The sequence below is a fragment of the Aeromonas sp. L_1B5_3 genome (genome assembly GCF_963866575.1).
Lineage (GTDB): Bacteria > Pseudomonadota > Gammaproteobacteria > Enterobacterales > Aeromonadaceae > Aeromonas > Aeromonas jandaei.
Genome location: NZ_CAWMDN010000001.1, coordinates 112,612 through 135,323 on the forward strand (window position 1 = coordinate 112,612; position 22,712 = coordinate 135,323).

The window sequence follows — 22,712 nt, forward strand, 5'->3', positions numbered from 1 at the left end:
CTGTTTGCGGCGAAGAGCGCTACTTCATCAGCTTCTTCACCTCGTCGCTGGCCAGCGCCTTGTTGAATTTGTCCCGCGCCTCCTTGCCCTTGGCGGAGTTGGTAAAGCAGACATGGAGCGACTTGTCCTCGAGGATCTTGCTGTTGAAAGCGAGGTTGGCGGCGACCCCCTTGAGATGGGGATCGCTCTCAAGCAGATAGGTCATCACGTTCTGGTCGATGACCGCCAGATCGAGCCGGCCGTTACCGAGCTTGAGCAGGTTCTGGCTATCCGAGGTAGTGGCATCGGCCGAGAGCGCCTTGCTGGCCACCTTCTGGTCAAACTCGGTAGTGTTGACGTAACCGCTGACGACCCCGATCTTCTTGCCCTTCAGATCGTCCAGACTCTGCCAGCTCACCGGCTGATCGGCCCGCTGGGCAAAGCCGAGAGGGCCGTGGCCGATGGGATCGGAGAAGAGGCAGCTGCTCTTGGGATCGAGATACTCGGGGAAATAGCCGAGCACTTCGGGGTTGTTGGTCGCCTCGTCCACCGCCCGCTGCCAGGGGTAGAACTTGATGGTCAGCGGGTCGCCGGCCAGGGCAAAGGCCGCGGTCACCACCTGACTGGTCTCACCCTGTTCAGGCAGGCTGGCACTGGTGTAGGGGGGCCATTCAAGGCTGGTCAACTGCGCCGCCTGAGCTGCCGACATGCCGAGCAGGGGAAGGGTGGCCAGGGCGAGGTGCTTCCATTTCAGACTCATGAGATAACTCCTTGTGGTCAAACACCTCTTAAAGATAGCCCTGTGGTGCCGATTGCGGATGCCGGTCATGACTGACCGGCATCCACATCACCTATTTGTTGTCGATGTTCTCCGCCTGCCAGAGGGCGTAGCCCTTGCCGGACGGCGTGGTGGGCAGGTCAATCTGCATCAGGTCATTGCCGATGACGAAGGGGCCTGTGTAGCGGGCACGCAGATCCTGCGCCAGATCTTTGACCGTGATCTTGCCGTTGAGCCCTATGTGGCTGAACACGGTCAGGGCCGGTCTGGCTTCGTTGAGCACGCGGGCGGCCTGCTCGGGGGAGGCGAGGTGACCGGCGATCGCCTTGTAACCCGGGTTGGCCTTCATCTGCTCGGCCGAGGTCATGGAGACGCAGTGCACCAGCAGATCGGCTCCCTTGGCCTCTTTCACCACCTGAGGGCTGTAGCGGGTATCGCCGGAGAGCACCACGCTGTGGCCGTGGTAGTCGATGCGATAGCCAAAGGACGGCTTGATGTTGACCCCGTGATCGTTGTCAAAGGCGGTTACCTTGACCCCATCCCGGTCGTAGACCACCCCGGCAGTCACCTCGTGGCTGTTGATCTTCACCCCGTCCAGCGGCGTTCCCTCATCCTTGACCCGGGTAGCGATATCGGTGGCGTAGGCCTGCTGCAGGCCGTGAGCCAGGGCATCGGTGCCCTTGGGCCCGTAAAGCTCCATCGGCGCGTGGCGCTGGCCATAGGCCGGTTGCAGCCAGCCGGTCAGCCAGAGATCCGCCAGCCCGTTGGTGTGATCCGAGTGGAAGTGGGTGAGGAAGAAGGCGTTGACCCGGCCGATGGGGATATGCAGCTGCCACAGGCGGGTGGCGGAGTTGCGGCCAAAGTCGAACACCAGCTTCTGGTTGCCCGCCTCGACCAGGGTGCTGTAGCCGCCGCGACTGATCTGGGGCACCGGGGTGCCGGTACCGAGCAGGCTGACCCGGAAGATATCGGGCCGGGCTTGAGTTGCTGTGGCCGGGGCGTGATCGAGGTTACTGATAAAGCTGCTTTCGGCCGCCTGGCTGACACCGGTGGCCAGCAGACCGACCAGCAGGGCGGCCAGATAGGTGCTTTTCATGGGGATATGTCCTGTTTGGTGGCGTTGCTGGCCACTATATTGGTAACCAAAAGTGCGATAAATTGGCTAAAAATCATTTCTTACTAAACTTTTGGTTGTGAATCTGAGCCCTTGTCGCAGGCCAAATGGCCTTGAAACGGGCAAAAAGGAGGGGTTGTGGACCGATTGACCAGCATGCGTATCTTCACCCGGGTGGTGGATCTCGGCTCCTACAGCGCGGTGGCGAGCGAAGAGGGGATCAGCGCCCAGATGGTGGGCAAGCATGTGCTGGGGCTGGAGCAGTGGCTGGGGGGTAAGCTGTTTCACAAAACCACCCGCCAGCAGACCCTGACCGAACTGGGCCAGCTCTTTCTCGCTCGTTGCCAGCGGGTGCTGGAGGAGCTGGCTCTGACCGAGTCACTCACCCAGAACCTGCTGGCCGAGCCGGCCGGACGGCTGCGCATCGCCGCCCCTCTCAGTTTTGGCCATCACCGGCTGGTGCCGCTGTTGCCTGCTTTTCTCGACCGCTACCCCAAGCTGGAGGTGGATCTGCAGCTTACCCCGCGCTGGGTCGATCTGGTGGAGGAGGGGTTCGATGCCGCCATCCGTACCCTGCGCCCGCAGGATGAGGCGCTGATTGCCCGCCCGCTGCTGACTCAGCACTACCGGCTCTGCGCGGCGCCCGACTACCTCAATCGTCACGGGGTACCCCGTCATCCGGCCGATCTCGCCCGCCACCAGTGTCTGCACGGCAACTGGGGCGAGCACGAGCGCTGGCAGTTTGTCGGGGGCGATGGCCAGAGCGAGGAGGTGCGGGTCGCCTCGCGCCTGCGCATCAACCACTGGCCGGCGCTGCTGACGGCGGCACTGTCGGGGGCCGGCATCACCTTGCAGCCTGCCGAACAGGTGCGTGACCATATCGCTGCGGGACGTCTGCTGCCGCTGCTTGGCAACTATCAGAGCCCGGCCAAAACCCTCTACTTCATCTATCCGGCGGCGCGGCGGCAGGTGCTCAAGATCACCCTGCTGGGGGATTTTCTGGCCGAATCCCTGCAAGCTGAGCCCGAGCCTGAATAAAAGGCTGCATATTTTCGCCACCGCGCTTAACCATCGTACTTAACAAAGGAGCGGGGCAGGCCTAACATGGCGGGATGTTTTTTTAGTCAGGACAAAAGGATATGTCTGGGTTGAAAAAGGATCTCGGGCTCTGGCAGGGGATGGGGCTGCTCGCCACCTCGCTGCTCGGCACCGGGATCTTCGTGGTACCGGCAACTGCCGCCTCGCTGGCGGGTGGGGCCTCGCTCTGGGCCTGGTTGCTGCTGATTGCGCTGGTGCTGCCCATCGCCTTTACCTTCGCCCGCCTCGGCCGCCGCTATCCCCATGCGGGCGGCGCCCCGCACCTCATCGGCCTTGCCTTTGGCAACGGCGCCGAGCGCTTCTCAGCCTTCCTGTTTCTGGCTGTGCTGCCGGTGGGCCTGCCCGCCGCCCTGATGATTGCCGCCGGTTTCTGGCACGCCCTGTTCGAGATGGGGGAGTGGACCCTCTGGGCCATCCAGCTGCTGACTCTGCTCGGGGTCTTCCTGCTGGGGCTGCGCGGGGCGCGCTCCTCCGGCAATCTGCAACTGCTGATTGCGCTCGCCATTTTGGGGCTCACCCTGCTTATCTGGTTCAAGGGGGAGGTGAGCTGGCGTGACGCAGCGCGACCGCTGCCGACGACGGACGAGTGGCCCCCTATGGCCACCGCGCTGGCGGTGATGTTCTGGTGTTTCGTCGGGCTGGAAGCCTTCGCCCATATGGGGGAGGAGTTCAAGCGACCGGAGCGGGACTACCCCATCGCCCTGCTTGGCGGGGTACTTCTGGCGGGGCTTATCTACTGGATCCACTCGCTGGTGGTGCTCAAATACGGCCTCTACGGCGATGAGGCGAAAAACGCCACCGCCATCCCCTCCCTGCTGGCACTGCTGTTCGGCCCCACCGCCAAGTGGCTGGTGGCGGTGCTCGGCTACCTCTCCTGTTTTGCCAGCATCAATATCTACATTCAGGGCTTTGCCCGGCTGATCTGGAGCATGGCGCGCGAAGGCAAGCTGCCCGCCTCGCTGGCCGTGCTCACCGCCCGCGGCGCACCGCTGCGGGCGCTTACTCTGGTGCTCGCCATCTGTCTGCTCTGCATCACCCTCATCATCTGGCTGCGACTGCCGCTCGATGAGCTGATCCGCTACGCCAACGGCAACTTCGTGCTGGTCTACCTGCTCTGCATGGCGGCGGGTTGGCGTTTGCTTGGCGGGGTGGGCAAGGGGCTGGCGGGGATAAGCGTGCTGCTCTGCGCTCTGGTGCTGGTGGCGCTCGCCTCCCAGGTGCTCTATGCGGTAGTGCTGAGTCTTGGCTACGGCGGCTTCTCGTTGTGGCGGCGCAGACGCCGCCTGCTGACCTCTGACGATATTTGCGCCATCAAGTAGCCCCCGAAAAAAGCCCCGCAGTGCGGGGCTTTTTGTTGCTTGTCAGCGGCTTGCGGGCAGGTCGCTGCGCAAGATGGCGTAGTGGCACAGGGAGATAAAACCATCTCCCTTGCGTTCACACTCCCGCGCCGTGCCCTCGTAGTGAAAACCGGCCCGCTCCAGTAGGCGGGCGGAGGGGAGGTTGGGCTCCTCCACCACTGCCAGCAGCCGGTGCAGCTCGCTGGTGCGATAAGTGAGCGGCAGCCACAGCCGCAGTGCCGCGCTCATCACCCCCTTGCCCCAATGCTCGGGATAGAGCCAGTAGCCCAGCTCGGCGTGCCGGTGAGTCGGGTCGGCATCGTTGTAACCGATGGCGCCGAGCGGTTCGCCCGTGTGCCGGTCACGAATGAGGTGCCAGGCGCCGCGGCCGGTACGGGTCAACTCTGCATACCACGTCATCTGGGCCTGGCACGCCGTCAGGCTGTCGTAGCTGACGCCGTAGTAGGCAACGACCCGCGGATCCGACAGACCGCGGAAGATGTGGGGCAAGTCGGCATCGGTGACGGGGTCCAGTCTGATGTCGGGTTGTGTTGATGTCATGATGATTCCTTGCGGCCAACCCGGGTTGGCCGCGTGAGTTGAGTAGTAATGGATGGATGATGCTGGCATCAGACAAAGCCGAGTCGCTCGGCAAGGTGCGTCAGCTCGCTCTGCCACTGCTGCTGCAGGCGCGGAGTCTGGTGCTTGGGCTTGCGGGCCAGATCGGCGGCGAGCAGGGCATCGAGTTCATACCAGCGTGCCAGCAGCGCCTCTTCGTCATCTGCCTGGCCAGCCGGGGCCTGCCCCATGGCGGGGTCGGCCGGTGCCTGCGTCGTTGCGGGGAGGGCCCTGTTTGCCTTGTCTGCTGCCGGCAAGGGGGCATCGCCGAGCAGCTCGGCATAAGCCCGCTCGGCGCTGTGGGCCTCCCGGATCTGCCCGTCCCTGATCAGCCAGAAGCGGTTGCAGCTGCGCTCGATCAGCTCCCGATCGTGGGAGACCAGCAGCACGCTCCCCGGGAAGGCGGCAATCGCCTCGGCCAGCTCCTCCTTGCCTGCCAGATCCAGGTGGTTGGTGGGCTCGTCGAGCCAGAGCATGTGGTGGCTGCCGAGGGACAGGGCGAGAAACAGCAGCCGTGCCCGCTCGCCCCCGCTCAAGGTACGTACCTGCTGGCCGTGACGGGCATAGGGGAAGCCCGCCCGGATCAGCGCCTGACGCCGGGTCGTCTCCGGCAGAGGTGCCAGCGGGTAGAGGGCATCGCTCAGGGTGGCGTCGTCAGCCAGCTGCTGCAGCGACTGATCGTAATAGGCGATGCTGGCGCCGGGGTGGCAGTACCAGCCCGCCTGAGGGCTCTGCGCGGCCAGTTCGCGCCAGCACTGGCGAAGCAGGGAGGACTTGCCGGTGCCGTTGGCTCCGAGCAGCGCGACCTTATCTCCTGCCCGCAGCCAGAGCCCTTCGGCGCGCAGCAGCGGCGGCAATGCTGGCGCTGGCGATACGTCGAGGGCCTCCATTCGCAGCAGCGTGTCGGCAGGCAGGCTCACTCCGCGCAGCTCGAGCCGCCAGGGGGCCAGCGCTGCCACCTGGCTCTGCTCCTCCTGCAGGCGGGCGATGCGCTTCTCCATGGATTTGGCCTGACGCACCAGCTTCTCGTTGTCATGCTCCCGTCCCCAGATGGCGAGGAGTTTGCTACTGGCGCTCAGGCGGTCTATCTCTTTTTGCTCGTCAGCCCGGCGCAGGCGGGCCTGCTCGTCCTCGGCGGCCAGCGCCGCCCGCGCCTGGCTGCAGGGCACGGCGAAGCGGTGCAGCTCGCCATCGCGCAGGATCAGGGTCTGCTCGGTGACCCGATCCAGCAGGCGGCCATCGTGGGAGACCAGAACGAAGGCGCCGCGCCAGCCCAGCAGAAACTGCTCGAGCCAGAGTAGGGCGGGCAGATCCAGATGGTTGCTGGGCTCATCGAGCAGCAGCAGGTTGGGTTGGCGCAGCAGGGCACGGCCTATCTGCAGCCGGCTATGCTGGCCGCCGCTGAGTGCACTGACCGGTAGCGTGGCCTGAGCCTCCAACTGCAACTCGGTCAGCATCTTGTCCACCTGCCATTCGGCGGCGGGGCTGTTGCCCAGCACGTCAAACAGCACGGCGCGGGTGCTGAGGGTAGAGAGCCCGGCGGGTAGTTGCTGGGCCACGAACTCGCAGCGGCAGGCTGCGGCCTGCACGACACGGCCAGCTTGAGGCGTGCGCTCGCCCGCCAGCAGCGCCAGCAATGTGCTCTTGCCGCAGCCGTTGGCGCCAATCAGGCCGAGCCTGTCGCCTGCGCGGATGCCGAGTTCGAGATTGTCAAATAACGGAAGGTGCCCCGCACTCATCTGCAGGGAATGGGTACTCATCAGGGTTGTCATGCTCTTGCTCTCTTAAATCGCGGGATCGGAAATCCCTGTCATCAGGAGCGCTGGCGACAACGGCAGAGTCGAGAAAGGTCTCGGTATGGAGGGGAGTCGGCTTTGCTCGAACCCGCTATCGCAGCGCGATGGTATGCAGGCAAGAGCAGGCAAATGTGCCGAACAGGCGGGCCGAAATGATCGGGCACGCTTGGATAACCATGTTTTACCTCCTTGTGTTTCGTTATGGCACGGTGCGGCGATTATAAGAAGAGAGCCGGATCCGGTTCAACAATTCATCATCGTTGTGAAAAGGGCTATGGAGAGGTTGCCCATATGGGCCCGCTATTCTCTTATCCCTGGTCCCAAACCCCCTGTTGGATCAACTCATCGGTGATTTGTCGGCAAAAAAAGTGGGATCCGGCTCTCGTTTTGCTTAAAGTGATTCTTTTCCGGCTCTGCCCGGAATGCCCGCAAGGATGCCCTTCAGACGTCAACAGGATGGCCTGGCCAGACTGGCTCACAGAGATTACTGCTTCGGTTCTCTTCTTCTCTGTCGCCCTTGCGTGACAGCGCTTCGTTCCGTTCAGTCAGCCCAGGTCCTGCGTCACTCTCATCGAGCATTGTCTCCATCTGCTGCGAGTGAATCATGAGCGAATCGGTTTTTGAGATCCATGACTGGACCCTGAGCGTTGACGACAACACGCTCTGCCGTCCCGACCGCGAGGTCTACCTCGAACCCAGACTGGTCAACCTGTTGCGGTTTCTGGCCCGCAATGCCGGCACCGTGTTTGGTCGCGATGCCCTGATCAACGAGGTGTGGGACGGCGCCGAGGTGACCGATCAGGTAGTGACCCAGTCCATCTTCGAACTGCGCAAGATCCTCAAAGATGGTCGCACCGATGCGACCGACTATATCGTCACCGTGCCCAAGCGTGGCTACAAGCTGGTTGCGCCGGTACGGCCGCAGCAGGAGCTGGTCGCAGCCGAGGAGCATACGGTTTCCTCGGCCAATTCCCAGCTCAATCCGACCCTCTCCGACCTCAGCCCTCCCGCTGAGGATGAGCCACTCTCCAATGTGGCCCCTTTTCCCGCCGGGCCCCTGACCCGCGCCATCTCCAACCATGCCAAGGATGCCCGCAGCCGCTGGAAGATGGTGAGTTTCGATATCTTCGTGGCCGTCATTCTGGTTGCCATCGTCAGCCTGCTCAGTTACCAGCACACGGCGCCGCAGGTGCACTCCATGCTGGATCCCAACCTGCTGGTGTTCCGTTTCCACTCCGGCATGGATGACAACAACGAGAATGTCCGCCTTGCCGACGGCATCACCCGCGCCCTGATGGCCGAGGTGGCGGCGGCGACGCCACTGCGGGTGCAGTATGGTGCCACCACCCTGATGGGGGGCATCATGCCCGGCAAGGAGCTGAGCGTGCGGGTCTCGCGCCAGCCGCGCGGCACCTATCTCGATCTGGAGTACCGCAATATCAACACCAACCGGGTGCTGTTCAGCCATCAGTACCAGCTCAGTCGCCACAACGTGCATGGCGTGCTGCAGGAGAGCAGTCAGGATCTGCTGCGCGCCCTCGACCAGCCGGATGCCGAGCCGGGCATGGGGTGGCCCACCGATGATGCCTCCCTGATGGCGATGATGGAGGCTCACTACTATACCAACAGCCGGGATCCGGTCGCCCTCAAGCGCGGTATCGAGCTGCTCGAAGAGGCGCTGGCGCTCCAGCCGGATCAGCCGCTGCTGCTGGCGGAGCGCTATCTGGCCGGTGAGGTGCTGGCTACCCTGGCTGGCAAGTCCGAGAGCGAGCGGCTGCAGGAGGTGGGAACCCATCTCGCCCGCGTGGTGCAAAATGGCGGTGCCCTGCCATCCCGGGTGTGGGAGGCGCTGGCGCTGCAGGCGGTGCTCAACAGCGAGCAACAGCAGGCCAACTATCTGCTGGAGCAGGCGGCAAAACGCGGCCGCTCGGTGCTCTATTACATACTGCAGGGCAAGCTGGCGGAGCTGGATGGCCGCCCGGAAGAGGCCGGTGATGCCTACAGTCAGGCCTTCCTGATGGAGGCGACCGAGCAGACCTATCTGCTCTGCCAGCAGCTCGGTTTCTACAGCAATATGGAGACCCTCACCCCGGCTCTGTTCGATGCACTGGGTCAGAGCAAGGTGAAGCTCTTTTAATCCTGCGCCCTTTGTCGCTGCCGGCATGACATCCGGCTCTTCGCTCAGGCCACCTTCGGGTGGCCTGAGCCGTTTCTGGCCGCTTTTTATCAGGCTTGAGACTCCTGAAAGAGGTTATCTGCAAGCCATATCGTGGTGAGCTACCCCGGGTGAGCTTCCGGCGAACCGTACCGGGTACACCGTTGGTTCTAGTCGTTTCTCTGTATCATCCATTTCCTGCATTCCTGCATTCCTGCATTCCTGCATTCCTGCATTCCTGCATTCCTGCATTCCTGCATTCCCGTGCCTTCAGCTATGTCCAGCCGGAGTGAACTTCTTCCGATTGCGTCATTTAGCGTGTGTGGCCATGGCGCCGCACGGGTTGAACAGCGAATTGAGCGAGCCGATGACCCTGGATAGGCAGAGCTGTTGCCATTCAGGGGGAGGGTAAATTCCATGGCAGATGGCGCTTACGGCGATGGGATTGGCCGGGTCGATGAGATGAACAGGGCAGGCGAGAGCGGGGAGGTCCTGTGCGAGCCCCTTTATCCCGGGGTTATCGCGGGGAAAATATCAAGACGGCGAGATAAAGGGGTTATCAAGGCGAAAAAACAGGGTCACTGGATATCAAGGTTTTATCAAGAAAGCTCGAAGAGTCATCATCAATTTACTGTTTTTAAAGGTTTTTTATCGAGTTGGTGAAGGGGGTGAAAAAAGTTGCCTCATATTTTTATCCGTTAGCTGCTCCTTATGTTTTTCGGGGACGAGAGGCCTAGTCTGTGCCCATTCGTTGGCCGGACGTTGTGCCAACTGTGTATGTGACGACCCGACCTTTTTAAAGACCCGGAGATCTTATGTCCCTAGATACGAGCAAGAAGATCGGCCTTATCGCCTGTACAGGTGTAGTGGCCGGCAACATGATGGGGAGCGGTATCGCACTGCTGCCTTCGGCACTGGCCAACATAGGTTCCATTTCTGTATTCAGCTGGGCTATCTGTCTGGTAGGCGCCATGGGCCTCGCCTTCGTTTTCGCCCGCCTCGCTACCAAGAACCCGCAAGAGGGTGGCCCCATTGCCTACGCAGGTGAAATCTCTCCGGTATTCGGTTTCCAGACCGGTGTGCTCTACTACCACGCCAACTGGATCGGTAACCTGGCCATCGCCATTACCGGCGTCTCCTACCTCTCGGTCTTCTTCCCCATTCTCAACAGCCCGATCCCGGCCGCTGCAGCCACCATCGCCGCCGTCTGGATCTTCACCTTCGTCAACCTGCTTGGCGGTAGCTGGGTGAGCCGACTCTGTACTCTGGGTCTGGTACTGATCCTGCTGCCGGTGGTGGGTACCGCTCTGGTGGGCTGGACTCACTTTGACAGCGCCGTCTACAGCCAGAACTGGAACACCACCAGTGGCAGCGACCTGCATGCGGTCATCAGCGCCGTGCTGATCTGCCTATGGTCTTTCGTTGGTGTTGAATCTGCTGCCGTCTCTTCCGGCATGGTGAAGAATCCCAAGCGCACCGTACCGCTCGCTACCATGCTGGGTACCGGTATTGCGGGTGTTATCTACATCCTCTCTACCCAGGTGATCAGCGGCATGTTCCCGGCCGGTGAAGTGGCTGCTTCCGGCGCCCCGTTTGCCATGGCCTCCTCCGCCATCTTCGGTAGCTGGTCTGCACCGTTCGTCTCTGCCTTCACCGCTCTGGCCTGCTTCACCTCGCTCGGTTCCTGGATGATGCTGGTAGGCGAGGCGGGCAAGCGTGCCGCCAACGACGGCAACTTCCCGAAAATCTACGGTGAAGTGGACAAGAACGGCGTGGCCAAGAAGGGTCTGATCCTGGGTTCCCTGAAGATGACTGCCCTGATGATTGGCCTGACCGCCTTCACCTCCCAGTCCGCTCACGCTGCCGATCTCTTCAACGTGCTGACCACAGATGCGGTGCTGCTGACCATGCTGCCCTACTTCTACTCCAGCATTAACCTGATCCGCTTTGAAGGCATGACCTCCCGCAGCATTGGCGCCATGATCTTCTCCGGTGTGGCCTGCGTCTTCTGTCTGGTAGCCCTGATGGGTGCCAAGGGTTCCAACCTCACAGCTACCTTCGTGGTGTCGCTCATCATCCTGATGTTCTACGCCAAAAAACTGGGTCTGCGTCAGCACGATGCCCTGCTGAACGAACAACCCAGCAACTGATTTCCCCTTTATCTTCCGAGCGCTCTTCACTCACCATCCCTGATGGAGAGCGCCCCTTTACGTGTGGAGCATTACGATGAATATCATTGCCATCCTCAACCACCTCGGCGTTTTCTTTAAAGAAGAACCCATTCGCCAGCTGCAAGCCTCCCTCGAGCGCAAGGGTTTCGAGGTTGTTTATCCGGTCGACGTCGCCGACCTGCTGAAACTGATTGAGAAGAACCCCCGCGTTTGCGGCGCCATCTTCGACTGGGACAAATACTCCCTGGGTCTGTGCAAGGAGATCCACGATCGCAACGAGAAGCTGCCGATCTTCGCCTTCGCCAACGACCAGTCCACCCTGGACATTCACCTGACCGACCTGCGTCTGAACGTCCACTTCTTCGAGTACCGTCTCGGCATGGCTGACGACATCGCCCTCAAGATGGGTCAGGCCACTCAGGAGTATCAGGACGCCATCCTGCCGCCGTTCACCAAGGCACTGTTCAAGTACGTGGAAGAGGGTAAATACACCTTCTGTACTCCGGGTCACATGGGCGGTACCGCCTTCCAGATGAGCCCGGCCGGCAGCATCTTCTATGACTTCTATGGCCCGAACGCGTTCAAGGCTGACGTCTCCATCTCCATGCCGGAGCTGGGCTCCCTGCTGGATCACTCCGGTCCGCACAAGGAAGCCGAAGAGTACATCGCCCGTACTTTCAACGCCGATCGCTCCTACATCGTTACCAACGGCACCTCCACTGCCAACAAGATCGTCGGCATGTACTCCGCGCCGGCCGGTAGCACAGTGCTGGTTGACCGTAACTGCCACAAGTCGCTCACTCACCTGATGATGATGAACGACGTGACGCCGATCTACTTCCGTCCGACCCGCAACGCCTACGGCATTCTGGGTGGTATCCCGCAGAGCGAATTCAGCCGCGAGACCATCGCTGCCAAGGTTGCCGCGACACCGGGTGCCCAGGCTCCCCGTTACGCCGTAGTCACCAACTCCACCTATGATGGCCTGCTCTACAACACCGGCTTCATCAAGGAGAGTCTGGATACCCCTTACATCCACTTCGACAGTGCCTGGGTGCCTTACACCAACTTCAGCCCGATCTATGAAGGCAAGTGCGGCATGAGCGGCGAAGCGATGCCGGGCAAGGTGTTCTACGAAACCCAGTCCACCCACAAGCTGCTGGCGGCCTTCTCCCAGGCCTCGATGATCCACATCAAGGGTGACGTGGAGGAAGAGACCTTCAACGAAGCCTTCATGATGCACACCTCCACCTCGCCGCAGTACGGCATCGTGGCATCTACCGAGATCTCTGCTGCCATGATGCGTGGCAACACCGGCAAGCGTCTGATCAAGGACTCCATCGATCGCGCCATCTCCTTCCGCAAAGAGATCAAGCGTCTGCGTGATCAGAGCGAAGGCTGGTTCTTCGACGTATGGCAGCCGGACAACATCGACACCGTCGAGTGCTGGAAGCTGGATCCGAAAGATGACTGGCACGGCTTCAAGGACATCGATGACAACCACATGTACCTGGATCCGATCAAGGTCACTCTGCTGACTCCGGGTATGGGTCGTGACGGCCAGCTGCTGGAGAAGGGCATCCCTGCCTCTCTGGTCTCCAAGTTCCTGGACGAGCGCGGCATCGTGGTCGAGAAGACCGGCCCTTACAACATGCTGTTCCTCTTCTCCATCGGTATCGATCAGTCCAAGGCGATGCAGCTGCTGCGTGCCCTGACCGAGTTCAAGCGTGGCTACGACCTGAACCTGACCATCAAGAGCATCCTGCCGAGCCTCTATCGTGAAGACCCGAGCTTCTACGAAGGGATGCGCATTCAGGAGCTGGCGCAGCGCATTCACGAGCTGACCAGCAAGTACCGTCTGCCGGAGCTGATGTTCAAGGCGTTCGACGTACTGCCGGAGATGAAGATGACTCCGCACGCCGCATGGCAGCAAGAGCTGGCCGGCAACGTGGTGGAAGTGCCGCTGCGTGACATGGTTGACCGCATCAGCGCCAACATGATCCTGCCGTACCCGCCGGGAGTACCGCTGGTTCTGCCGGGCGAGATGGTGACCCAGGATTCTCTGCCGGTGCTCGAGTTCCTCGAGATGCTGTGCGAGATCGGTGCCCACTACCCGGGCTTCGAGACCGACATCCACGGCCTCTATCGTCAGGCCGATGGCAGCTACACCGTCAAGGTGCTGCGTTAATCACAGTGACAACAACGGGCCGCAAGGCCCGTTTTTCCCTCTGGAATTTCTCTTTTCTTGCGTGAGTCATCATGAAGCGAGTGCTCTCCATTCAATCCCATGTGGTCTTTGGCTGTGCCGGCAACAGTGCCGCCGTCTTTCCCATGCGTCGCCTCGGCATCGAGGTGTGGCCGATGAACACGGTGCAGTTCTCCAACCACACCCAGTACAGTGAGGGGTGGCAGGGGATGGTGATGCCGGCGGGCCATATCGCCCAGCTGGTGGATGGGCTGGCGGAGATTGGCGTGCTGGCCCGGTGCGATGCGCTGCTCAGCGGCTATCTCGGCTCGGCCGAGCAGGGGGAGGAGATCCTGGCGGCGGTGGCCCGGCTCAAGGCGTGCAATCCCGGTGCCCTCTACTTCTGCGATCCCGTGATGGGTCACCCGGACAAGGGGTGCATAGTGGCGCCCGGCGTCACCGACTTTTTTCGGGAACGGGCCGTGCCCCGTGCCGACCTGCTGGCCCCCAACCTGCTGGAGCTGGAGCAGCTGACCGGTCGCGATATCGGCAATGTCTCACAGGCGCTGGCGGCGTGCCAGCAGCTGCGCGAGCAGGGGGTCAAGATGGTGCTGGTGAAACATCTGGGCAAAGCCGGCTTTGCCATGGACCGTTTCGAGATGCTGCTGGTGTGCGAGGAGGGGGCATTTCACCTCTCGCGCCCGCTCTACCCTTTTGCCCGCCACCCCATCGGGGTCGGGGATCTGCTAAGCGCCACCATGCTGGCCAATCTGCTGGCCGGTTTCACTCCGGTGGTGGCGTTCGAGCGCACTAACGCCAGTGTCGATGCGGTGCTGGCTCGCACCTGGCTGACGGGGGCCTACGAGCTGCAACTGGTGGCGGCCCAGCACGAAATGGCGTTGCCGCTGGTGCGTACCCGGGCCACTCGCCTTGAGTAGCAGCGTCGCCGATTCTGGATACAAAAAAGCCCTGCTGGTCAGGGCTTTTTCTATTTCTGAAGGATGTGGGGCTGTCGCGCCTTAATCCTTGGGATCCTTGAGCGCCTCGATCACATCCTCCTTGGGGCCGAGTCCCTCGACATGGTTGAAGGTGTCGAGCCCCTCCTGCGCACTGATGGTAAAGGCGTCGGCACTCAGGTAGCTGCCGCTGCCGGCGCTCTCCATGATGACCACCAGCTCGGGCTGCTTGTCACCGTTGAGATCCAGCAATTTCAGCTCCTTGATGGAGCCATCGCGCGGCAGCACCTTGCCGTCGATGAACTGATCCAGCGGGAACTGTGGATTGGCGCCGGAGTAGAGGCGCACATCGTAGCTGCCGATGGAGGCGGGTTCGCCGCGTCCTTCAGCCACCGTGATCACCTGACCGGAGGGGAGTGTCAGCTGTTTGAAGAAGCTCTCCGCTGCCTGGCCGGTCAAGGGCAGAGTGAGCAGACCGAGTGTCATCAGCAAGGTTTTCATAGGTGTTACCCTTGTTACTGCGGTGAGCGGCAGGGCCGTTCACTGACGTCAACGTATGGAGATTGGGCGGTGCCGACACATGGCATCCGCCCCTCTGTTATGCCTCACAAGAGGCGTGCATTACCAGATCTTCACCCGTTTCTGGGGCGGCAGATAGAGCTTGTCCCCCGGCTGGATGTTGAATGCCTCGTAGAAGGCGGGAATGTTCGGCACCACGCCGTTGACCCGGTACTCGGGCGGCGAGTGGGGGTCGGAGCGCAGCAACATCTGCATCAGTTCGGGACGATACATCCCTTTCCACACCTGCGCCCAGCCGAGGAAGAAGCGCTGCTCGCCGGTGAAGCCATCCAGCACCGGCGCCTCCTTGCCATCCAGCGACAGCTCGTAGGCCTTGTGGGCGATGGTGAGGCCGCCCAGATCGCCGATGTTCTCGCCCAGAGTGAACTGGCCGTTGACGAACTGACCGTTGATGGGCTCGAAGCGGTTGTACTGGGCCACCAGCCGGCTGGTGCGGAAGCGGAACTCCTTGAGATCCTGCGGTGTCCACCAGTCGCGCATCATGCCGTCGCCATCGGATTTGGCCCCCTGATCATCAAAACCGTGGCCCATCTCGTGGCCGATCACCCCGCCGATGGCGCCGTAGTTGACTGCGTCATCCGCTGTCATGTCGAAGAAGGGGGGCTGCAAAATGGCCGCCGGGAAGACGATCTCGTTGTTGCTCGGGTTGTAGTAGGCGTTCACCGTCTGCGGCGACATGTGCCACTCGTCCCGATCGACCGGCTTGCCGAGGCGAGCCAGATTGTCGGCATATTCGAAGGCCTGCGAGCGCTGCAGGTTGCCCACCAGATCATCCGGTTTGATGGCGATGGCGCTGTAATCCTTCCACTTGTCCGGATAGCCGATCTTGGGTCGGAACTTGGCCAGCTTCTCGAGCGCCTGGGTCTTGGTCTCCGGCGACATCCAGTCGAGCTCTTCAATGCTCTGGCGATAGGCGGTGCGCAGGTTCTCCACCAGCTGCTCCATCCGCTCCTTGGCCGCAGGCGGGAAGTAGCGGGCCACATAGAGCTGGCCAACCGCCTCACCGAGATGATCGTTCAGCACCCCCAGTCCACGCTCCCAGCTGGCCCGCTGCTTGGGCGTGCCGCTCAACGTGGTGCCGTAGAAGGCAAAGTTGGCCCGGTCGGTCTCGCTGTCGAGATAGGGGGCGTAGTCGGTCAGCAGTTGCCACTTGAGGTAGGCCTGCCAGTCGGCAATGGGGGTCTGGGCCACAACCTGATCCAGCGCGCTCAGATAGGTCGGCTGACCGATGACGAGATCCGGCTGGGCGGCAATGCCGGCCGCATCGAGATAGGCCTGCCAGTCGAGGTGAGGGGCAAGGCGTGCCAGCTCGCTGGCGGGGCGTTTGTTGTAGTTCTTCTCCCGATCCCGCAGCGCGACGTTGTCCCACTGGATGGTGGCGAGCCGGGTTTCGAGGGCCAGAATCCGCTTGGCCTTGCCGCTCGGGTCAGACTCACCGAGGCGGCTCAGCATGGCGGCGATATGTTGCTGGTACTTCTGGCGCAGCGCCTGACTGTCGGGATCCTGCTTGAGATAGTAATCGCGATCCGGCAGCCCCAGCCCGCCCTGATAGAGGTAGACCGCATAGCGATCCGGCGCCTTGGCATCGGCATCGATCCAGATGCCGAACGGTGCGCCGCCGCCCATGCGGCCACTTTGGGCAAAGGCGCGGGCCAGTGCCGCCTGATCACCGATCCGGTCGATGTCGGCTAGCGCCGGTGCCAGCGGGGTGAGCCCCTTGGCGTCGCGGCCAGCCTGATCCAGATAACTGGCGTAGAGATCGCGGATCTGCTGGGTCGGCGTGCCGGTGGCGGCTTGCTGATGGGCCAGCCCCTCGACCAGTACCCGCACATCGGCGAGGGATTTGTCCCGCAGCATGTAGAAGGCGCCGTCGGCGGGGCGATCATCGGGGATCTTGGCGGTGGCGAGCCACTTGCCGTTGACGTAGCGGAAGAAGTCATCACCGGGTTTGACCCGGGTATCCATATTGGCCAGCGCCAGTCCGGAGTGTTTCGGCGCGCTCTCGGGCGCCTGGCTGCAACCAGCCAACAGGGCCAGCCCGATAAGGCCGGCCAGAATGCTTTTCTTGTTGTTCATGGGATCTGATTCCACATCGGGTTGTTTGCTTCCCTGCCTGCGCCTCTTCTGAACTGGTGACTTTCGGGTCTGCACAGGCGAGCCCTACTCTAGGGTGGGTTGCCGTGCCGGCGCAAGCGGCGTCGTCAGGACGAGTGATCCCGAACGAGCCTCGAGTCGCCACAGTGCAGCTTGCCAGCCGCGACTCTGCTAAGATCGGCCGGTCCGTTTTGGGGAAGCCTATGATTTCTCATCTTTATTCTCGCTTTTGTCAGACTCTGCCAGAACCGGAAGGTTCCACTCGCCTGCTGGTGGCCTTCAGCGGTGGCCTCGACTCCACCCTGCTGCTGGCGCTGGCGGCGCAGTTTGCCCGTGAGCACGGCTTGCCGCTTCGGGCGCTGCACGTGCACCACGGTCTCAGCTCCCATGCCGACGAGTGGGTGGCTCACTGCGAGTCGGTCTGTCAGCAGCTGGCGGTGCCGCTCATGGTCGAGCGGGTAACCCTTGCCCGCGGAAATGGCGAGAGTCTGGAGGCGCAGGCACGCACCGCCCGCTACCAGCGGCTGGTGGCGCACATGACGGAGGGGGAGTGGCTGCTCACTGCCCACCATCAGGACGATCAGCTGGAGACTCTGCTGCTGGCCCTCAAGCGCGGCGCCGGTCTGCGCGGTCTCGCCGGTATCTTGCCAAGCCAGCCCTTTGCTGGCGGTCTGCTGCTGCGGCCGCTGCTCGATATCAGCCGGGCCGAACTGGCCGAGGTTGCCGCTACCCTGCCTTATGGTTGGGTCGAGGATGAGAGCAATCAGGATGTGAGCTATGACCGCAATTTTCTGCGCCAGCAGCTTATCCCCCAGCTCAAGGCGCGCTGGCCTGCCATTGCCCGTACTGCCGTCCGCAGCATGGCGCTGTGCGCCGAGCAGGAGGCGCTGCTGGACGAACTGGCCGAGAGCGACTGGCTGCTGGCCGGCGAAGGGGATGCGCTCCATATCGGCCCGCTGCACGCTCTCTCGTCGACCCGGCGCAACAACCTGCTGCGCTACTGGATCCGCCGTCAGGGAGGGGAGATGCCATCGCGCGAACAGCTTGCCCGGTTGTGGCAGGAGGTGGCGCTGGCGCGGCCCGATGCCAATCCGCAGCTCAACTGGGGTGGCCTGAGTTGCCGCCGTTTTCAGGAGCGCCTCTATCTGGTCGCCCCGGATCTGCAACCTTGTCATCAGGTGTTGCCGTTGACGCCGGGCGAGCCGCTGACCCTGCCGGATGGGTTGGGTGAACTGGTGGTGCGTATGGAAAAAGCGGGAGAGGGGTTGCTGCGTTTGCCCCGGCCACAGGAGCCTCTGTCGGTACGCTTTGGCGTGGTGCCGGGCGCCATGCTGAAGCCGGTGGGACGTGGTGGCAGTCGCCGCTTGAAGAAGCTGTTGCAGGAGTACGGCGTTCCTTCGTGGCAGCGGGGGCGGATCCCTATCCTCTACTATGGCGAGCAGGTGGCGGCTGTGGTCGGGCTTTTTGTCTGCGACGGATTTATGGCAGAGCAGGGGGGGCTCTCATGCCAATGGTTGCCAACGCAAGAGGGGTTGCTGTTGCCTGAGTAGGAATCGGAGTGAAAAAAGGGCTCCGGTCACATGGCTTGCATGTGCCGGAGCAAAGAAGAGTACCCGGTTATTCCGCGAGGCCGGCTTTGCCGGCTTTTTTGCGGGCATAGAGGTGGCTGTCTGCCGCCTCGTAAAGAGCTTGTACACTGACGCCTGATTGCCAGCTGGCGGCCCCCAGACTGCAACCGACCGAGAAGGTGCTGAGCTCCTTGTTGGTCATCAGCATGTGCTGCAGGCGCAGCCAGACCGGACGCCAGGCTTCGGGTTCGGCCGGTTGCAGCAGCAGGGCGAACTCATCCCCCCCGAGCCGGAAGGCCTGATCCGTACTGCGGATGCACCCCTTGAGCAGCTGGGCGAAGCGGCTCAGTACCAGATCCCCGACCGGGTGGCCCCAGGTGTCGTTGATCTGCTTGAAGCGGTCGAGATCCAGCAACACCAGCACCAGACCATGGGGCTCGCGGCTGTGCTGCTCGATGGCGCGGCCAATGGCTTCGTCAAAATAGGAGCGGTTGCCAAGGCCGGTCAGGTGATCGAGGCGCACCTGCTGATCCAGTTTTTCCAGCCGCATGTAGAGGGGCAGCAACAGGCTGAGCAGCTGATGGTACTGCAGCAGCACCCGCTGCTGGCTGCCGCTCAGCGGGTGTTCCAGCTCGTAGTGGAGTTGGCCGAGCAGCTGCTCATGCTGGCCGCGCAGCTCGAACAGGTAGCTGTGCAGGTTGAGGGTGGCCATCGGCGGGTGCTGGATCAGTACATGGGGGTGGCTACCGTCCATATAGAGACTGTGGATCCTGACAATTTTTGCCGCTCGATCGGCAAAAGTTGTCAGCAGGCCGCCGAGCTCGTGCTGCCCCAGCAACTGCTCCAGCAACTGATTGCGTTCTACGCTGGGCAAGGGCGTGAGCCGCTCCATCTGGCGAACCCACTGCTCGATGCCATGGCTAAAGCCATTGAGTGACGATCTGTTTTCCATGGTCTTCCACCTGTAACCACTTGACTGCTCCCCTTCACCTGCAATTGGCATGCCCAATATATGTTTCCTGAGCCAAGGATCGGCTGACTAGACTTAAGTTGATAAAAAGGAGGGGAAAATTTGTACACAGACCTGCTGATCCTGCTCTTCGCCGCCGTCCTGCTGGTGGCAATTTTCCGACGCTTCGGCTTGCCGGTGATCCTCGCCTACCTGATTGCCGGCGTACTTCTGGGCCCGCACGGACTGGCGGTGATCACCGGCCAGTCGATCATGCAGACCATCGCCGAGCTCGGGATCGTCTTTCTGATGTTCTCGCTGGGGCTGGAGTTCTCCCTCCCCAAGCTGCTGGCGATGCGCTATCTGGTGTTGGGAGTAGGCGGCTTGCAGGTGCTGCTCACCTCGCTGCTCTTCTTCTGGTTTGGCTGGCATCTGGGGCTGAGCCTGGCGCAGGCGCTGGTGGTGGGGGGCACGTTGGCGCTCTCCTCGACGGCGGTGGTGATCAAGCAGTTGGGCGAGCAGAAGCAGCTCCACACCCGTCGTGCCCAGTTGGGGGTGAGTGTGCTGCTGTTTCAGGATCTGGCGGTGGTGCCCCTGCTGGTGATGATCCCCATTCTGGCCGAGCCACAGGTGCAGGGCAGCGCGCTGGCTGCCGAGATCGCCTGGGCGATTCTCAAGGGGAGCTTTGCCCTCTTGAGCCTGCTGGCGGTGGGCAAGTGGCTGTTGCCGCTGCTGTTTCACGAGGTGGCGCGGGCCCGCTCCGACGAACTGTTCGTGCTGAGCGCCCTGCTGGTGGCGTTGCTGGCCGCTTTCATGACCTATTCGCTCGGTCTCTCGATGGCGCTGGGGGCTTTTCTGGCGGGGATGATGCTGGGGGAGTCCCACTATCGCCATCAGCTTGAGGTGGACATCAAGCCCTTTCGCGATGTGCTGATGGGGCTCTTTTTCATCACCATTGGGATGAACATGGACTGGGTGCTGGTGGCACAGGCCTGGTGGCAGGTGTTGCTCTGCGTGGTGGTGCTGGTGCTCTGCAAATCCCTGCTGGTGCTGCTGGCCGGCCGGCTGATGGGAGAGCGCAAGCGCGACAGCATGGCGGCCGGCATCATGTTGAGCCAGGTGGGGGAGTTCGGCTTTGTGCTGCTGGCGCTGGCACTCCACCACGGTCTGCTGGATCCGCAACTGGTCTCCCGGTTGATCGGCATCGGCATCATCTCCATTGCCATGACCCCCTGGCTGGTTACTCAGGCCCACTCGCTGGCCCGCAGTCTGACTGATCCGGCGCTGTTGACCCGTTCCGAAGTCGCCCAGTCGGGGCTCAGCAAGAGCCAGCACGTCATCATCGCCGGGTTTGGCCGGGCGGGACAGACCTGTGCCCGTTTTCTCAAGCTCGAGGAGATCCCGTTTCTGGCGCTCGACCTTGACCCCGAGCGGGTGAGCGAGGCCAAGCAGGCAGGGGAGCAGGTGGCCTTTGGCGATGCCAGCCGGCGCGACATCCTGCTGGCGGCCGGTCTGTTGCGGGCCCGGCTGGTGATCATCACCTTCGACGATCGCAAGCGGGTGGAGGCGATGCTGGCGTTGATCCGCGAACTGGCGGGGGAGCTCAAGGTGCTGGTACGTACCCGGGATGACAGCTTTCTCGAGCAGTACAAGCAGGCGGGGGCGTTTGAGGTGATCCCGGAATCCCAGGAGGGAGCCCTGATGCTGGTCTCCCATCTACTGGTCAATTGCGACATTCCCCTCGGGCGGGTGATCCGGCGCATGGAGCATGAGCGCAGCAGCCAGTACCGCTTTCTGCACGGTTTCTACTGGGGGGATCAGAGCGCCAACAATCTGGAAGCTGATCAGCTGCTGGAGCGCCTCCACCCATTGATGCTGCATGATCAGGCGTGGGCGGTGGGGCGCGAAGTGCGGGAGCTGCCGCTGGATGAGGTGAGGATCAAGGAGGTTCAGCGTGGCGAGCAGATGCTGGAGCCTCGGGATGAGCTGACCCTGCAGGCTGGTGATCGGCTGATCCTGTTTGGTACCGCGGTCGCCATCGAGCAGGCGGAGCAGCGCCTGCTGGAGGGGCGTTGAGAAGGGTTACTCTCTCTCCCTCGGCTGAGGCTCGATGCCGAGAAAGTCGATCACCCTGGCCTGCTCCCTCAGGGTGTCCCGATAGCCCAGCTTGATCAGCTGCTGGCAGTAGCCCGGATAAAACATCAAAAAGCTGGCCAGACTGCTGGTCTCATCCCCCTTCACCCCCAACACGCGCAACAGGCGGCGCAACTGCACCGGCAGCTTGCGCAGATAGGCCAGCGCGATGGCATCGAGGTCTTCGCTTGGCTTGAGCACGCAGGTCTCCACCCGCTTCAGCTTGAGGCGATTGCGCTCCCGCTCAGGAATAAGGTCCAGAGTCTGGTTGATGCGCCACAGCCGCTCCAGATCGGAGTTGAGGGTGTCGGTAAAGACGGTATCGAGCAGATGGCTGGCGATATTGGAGCTGGTGAGGTGGCCGTGGTGGTGAGTGGGTGCCGAGTGTGCCGGCGGATCGAGCGTGATCAGCAGGATCCGCTCCGCCCCCAGATGGATGGCGGGGCTGAGCGGGCTCAGCTGATGGATGGAGCCGTCGCCGTAGAACTTGTCGCCGATATGGGTCGCCGGAAAGACAAAGGGGAGCGCCGAGGAGGCGAGCAGATGATCCGAGGTGAGCAGGGTGCGCACCCCGCGCCGTCTGGCTCGCTCCCAGGGATGGTGGTCGGCCCGCCCCTGAAAGAAGGTGGTGGAGAGACCGTCGTCGTAATCGGATGCCGTGATGGCGAGCGCCTCCAGACTGCCGTAGAGGATGTTGTCATCGATGCGGTGATAGTCGATGAGCTGATCCAGCAGGCGGCGCAGCGGCGCGTTGTCAAACAGATGAAAGGCATGGTTGGTGTCAGGATTGATGAGGCCGGCCGAGCCTTCGTACATCAGTCGCCACAGCAGGCGCCCCGGGTGAAAATCGAAGATGTGGTGGGTTTCGAAGCGGCGCCAGACCCACTCCAGCTTGCGCACCCCCAGATGAAAGCTGGAGGCGTAGCAGGCGAGCGCGGTGACGTTGATGGCCCCGGCCGAGGTGCCGCACAGAATGGGAAAGGGGATGCCGAGATTGCGCGGATAGAGCTCCGCCACGGCTTTGAGGGCACCGACCTGATAGGCGGCGCGCGCTCCGCCTCCGGTGAGCAACAACGCTGTATTGGGTCTGGCCATATGCTGGCGCCTTATAGGGTTCTGACAAGGATGCTCCCACTGACAAATTAACTATAAGGCGCTGTATCAAATATAAAAACGGGCGCTTGCCCGTTTTTTTCATGACC

Annotated in this window: 17 protein-coding genes; 9 read left to right on the plus strand and 8 right to left on the minus strand. The window is 62.2% G+C overall.

What is annotated here, in order from left to right; all coding sequences use genetic code 11:
• Nucleotides 1-19 precede the first annotated feature (19 nt).
• Nucleotides 20-739 (minus strand): substrate-binding periplasmic protein, encoded by a 720-nt coding sequence (locus tag AACR93_RS00530; RefSeq protein WP_043849350.1) that lies wholly within the window; start codon nt 737-739, stop codon nt 20-22.
• 91 nt (nt 740-830) lie between these two features.
• The gene (locus AACR93_RS00535; RefSeq protein WP_043849351.1) at nt 831-1,853 is read right to left on the minus strand and encodes an MBL fold metallo-hydrolase; all 1,023 of its coding nucleotides are present in this window, start codon (nt 1,851-1,853) and stop codon (nt 831-833) included.
• A 156-nt stretch (nt 1,854-2,009) separates the two neighbouring features.
• Here AACR93_RS00535 and AACR93_RS00540 point away from each other — a divergent pair, with 156 nt between their 5' ends.
• Both AACR93_RS00540 and yjeH read left to right on the plus strand, forming a co-directional pair.
• Complete coding sequence (locus AACR93_RS00540; RefSeq protein ID WP_005347867.1) at nt 2,010-2,909, plus strand: LysR family transcriptional regulator; 900 nt, start codon at nt 2,010-2,012, stop codon at nt 2,907-2,909.
• Between the two features lie 101 nt (nt 2,910-3,010).
• The gene (gene yjeH / locus AACR93_RS00545) at nt 3,011-4,288 is read left to right on the plus strand and encodes an L-methionine/branched-chain amino acid transporter (protein WP_043849352.1); all 1,278 of its coding nucleotides are present in this window, start codon (nt 3,011-3,013) and stop codon (nt 4,286-4,288) included.
• 42 nt (nt 4,289-4,330) lie between these two features.
• Here yjeH and AACR93_RS00550 read toward each other — a convergent pair whose 3' ends face one another.
• Nucleotides 4,331-4,867 (minus strand): GNAT family N-acetyltransferase, encoded by a 537-nt coding sequence (locus AACR93_RS00550; protein ID WP_043849353.1) that lies wholly within the window; start codon nt 4,865-4,867, stop codon nt 4,331-4,333.
• Nucleotides 4,868-4,935: 68 nt separating this feature from the next.
• Complete coding sequence (locus tag AACR93_RS00555; protein ID WP_043849354.1) at nt 4,936-6,696, minus strand: ABC-F family ATP-binding cassette domain-containing protein; 1,761 nt, start codon at nt 6,694-6,696, stop codon at nt 4,936-4,938.
• Nucleotides 6,697-7,324: 628 nt separating this feature from the next.
• Between AACR93_RS00555 and cadC the strand changes: the two genes are divergently transcribed.
• The 5 genes from cadC to pdxY all read left to right on the plus strand — a co-directional run bounded on the left by cadC (nt 7,325) and on the right by pdxY (nt 14,169).
• Entirely contained in the window at nt 7,325-8,857 is a 1,533-nt protein-coding gene (cadC, locus tag AACR93_RS00560) for a lysine decarboxylation/transport transcriptional activator CadC (protein WP_043849355.1), read from the plus strand.
• A gap of 435 nt (nt 8,858-9,292) precedes the next feature.
• Entirely contained in the window at nt 9,293-9,538 is a 246-nt protein-coding gene (locus AACR93_RS00565; RefSeq protein WP_156152832.1) for a hypothetical protein, read from the plus strand.
• A 152-nt stretch (nt 9,539-9,690) separates the two neighbouring features.
• Nucleotides 9,691-11,025 (plus strand): cadaverine/lysine antiporter, encoded by a 1,335-nt coding sequence (gene cadB, locus AACR93_RS00570; protein ID WP_041208134.1) that lies wholly within the window; start codon nt 9,691-9,693, stop codon nt 11,023-11,025.
• A 76-nt stretch (nt 11,026-11,101) separates the two neighbouring features.
• A complete protein-coding gene (locus AACR93_RS00575) occupies nt 11,102-13,234 on the plus strand; it encodes a lysine decarboxylase CadA (protein WP_043849356.1) in 2,133 nt (710 codons plus the stop codon).
• A 71-nt stretch (nt 13,235-13,305) separates the two neighbouring features.
• The gene (gene pdxY / locus AACR93_RS00580) at nt 13,306-14,169 is read left to right on the plus strand and encodes a pyridoxal kinase PdxY (protein WP_043849357.1); all 864 of its coding nucleotides are present in this window, start codon (nt 13,306-13,308) and stop codon (nt 14,167-14,169) included.
• Between the two features lie 81 nt (nt 14,170-14,250).
• On the opposite strand, the gene AACR93_RS00585 is transcribed toward pdxY, so the two are convergent.
• The gene (locus AACR93_RS00585) at nt 14,251-14,688 is read right to left on the minus strand and encodes a PliI family lysozyme inhibitor of I-type lysozyme (protein ID WP_005347855.1); all 438 of its coding nucleotides are present in this window, start codon (nt 14,686-14,688) and stop codon (nt 14,251-14,253) included.
• A gap of 120 nt (nt 14,689-14,808) precedes the next feature.
• Nucleotides 14,809-16,842: a M13 family metallopeptidase gene (locus AACR93_RS00590; RefSeq protein ID WP_043849358.1), complete on the minus strand. Its 2,034-nt coding sequence runs from the start codon at nt 16,840-16,842 to the stop codon at nt 14,809-14,811.
• Between the two features lie 221 nt (nt 16,843-17,063).
• On the opposite strand from AACR93_RS00590, the gene tilS reads away from it, so the two are divergent.
• Nucleotides 17,064-18,410, plus strand: coding sequence for a tRNA lysidine(34) synthetase TilS (gene tilS / locus AACR93_RS00595; protein ID WP_043849359.1), 1,347 nt, complete (start codon nt 17,064-17,066; stop codon nt 18,408-18,410).
• A gap of 67 nt (nt 18,411-18,477) precedes the next feature.
• Here the strand turns inward: tilS and AACR93_RS00600 are convergent, their stop codons facing one another.
• Nucleotides 18,478-19,380 carry a GGDEF domain-containing protein gene (locus AACR93_RS00600; RefSeq protein WP_033115791.1) on the minus strand — a complete coding sequence of 301 codons (903 nt, stop codon included), beginning with the start codon at nt 19,378-19,380 and terminating at the stop codon, nt 18,478-18,480.
• Between the two features lie 120 nt (nt 19,381-19,500).
• On the opposite strand from AACR93_RS00600, the gene AACR93_RS00605 reads away from it, so the two are divergent.
• Nucleotides 19,501-21,453, plus strand: a complete 1,953-nt coding sequence (locus tag AACR93_RS00605) for a monovalent cation:proton antiporter family protein (protein WP_043849360.1) — start codon at nt 19,501-19,503, stop codon at nt 21,451-21,453.
• Between the two features lie 6 nt (nt 21,454-21,459).
• On the opposite strand, the gene AACR93_RS00610 is transcribed toward AACR93_RS00605, so the two are convergent.
• On the minus strand, nt 21,460-22,605 hold the full coding sequence (locus AACR93_RS00610; protein WP_043849361.1) for a patatin-like phospholipase family protein: 1,146 nt from the start codon (nt 22,603-22,605) through the stop codon (nt 21,460-21,462).
• Nucleotides 22,606-22,712: the final 107 nt, after the last annotated feature.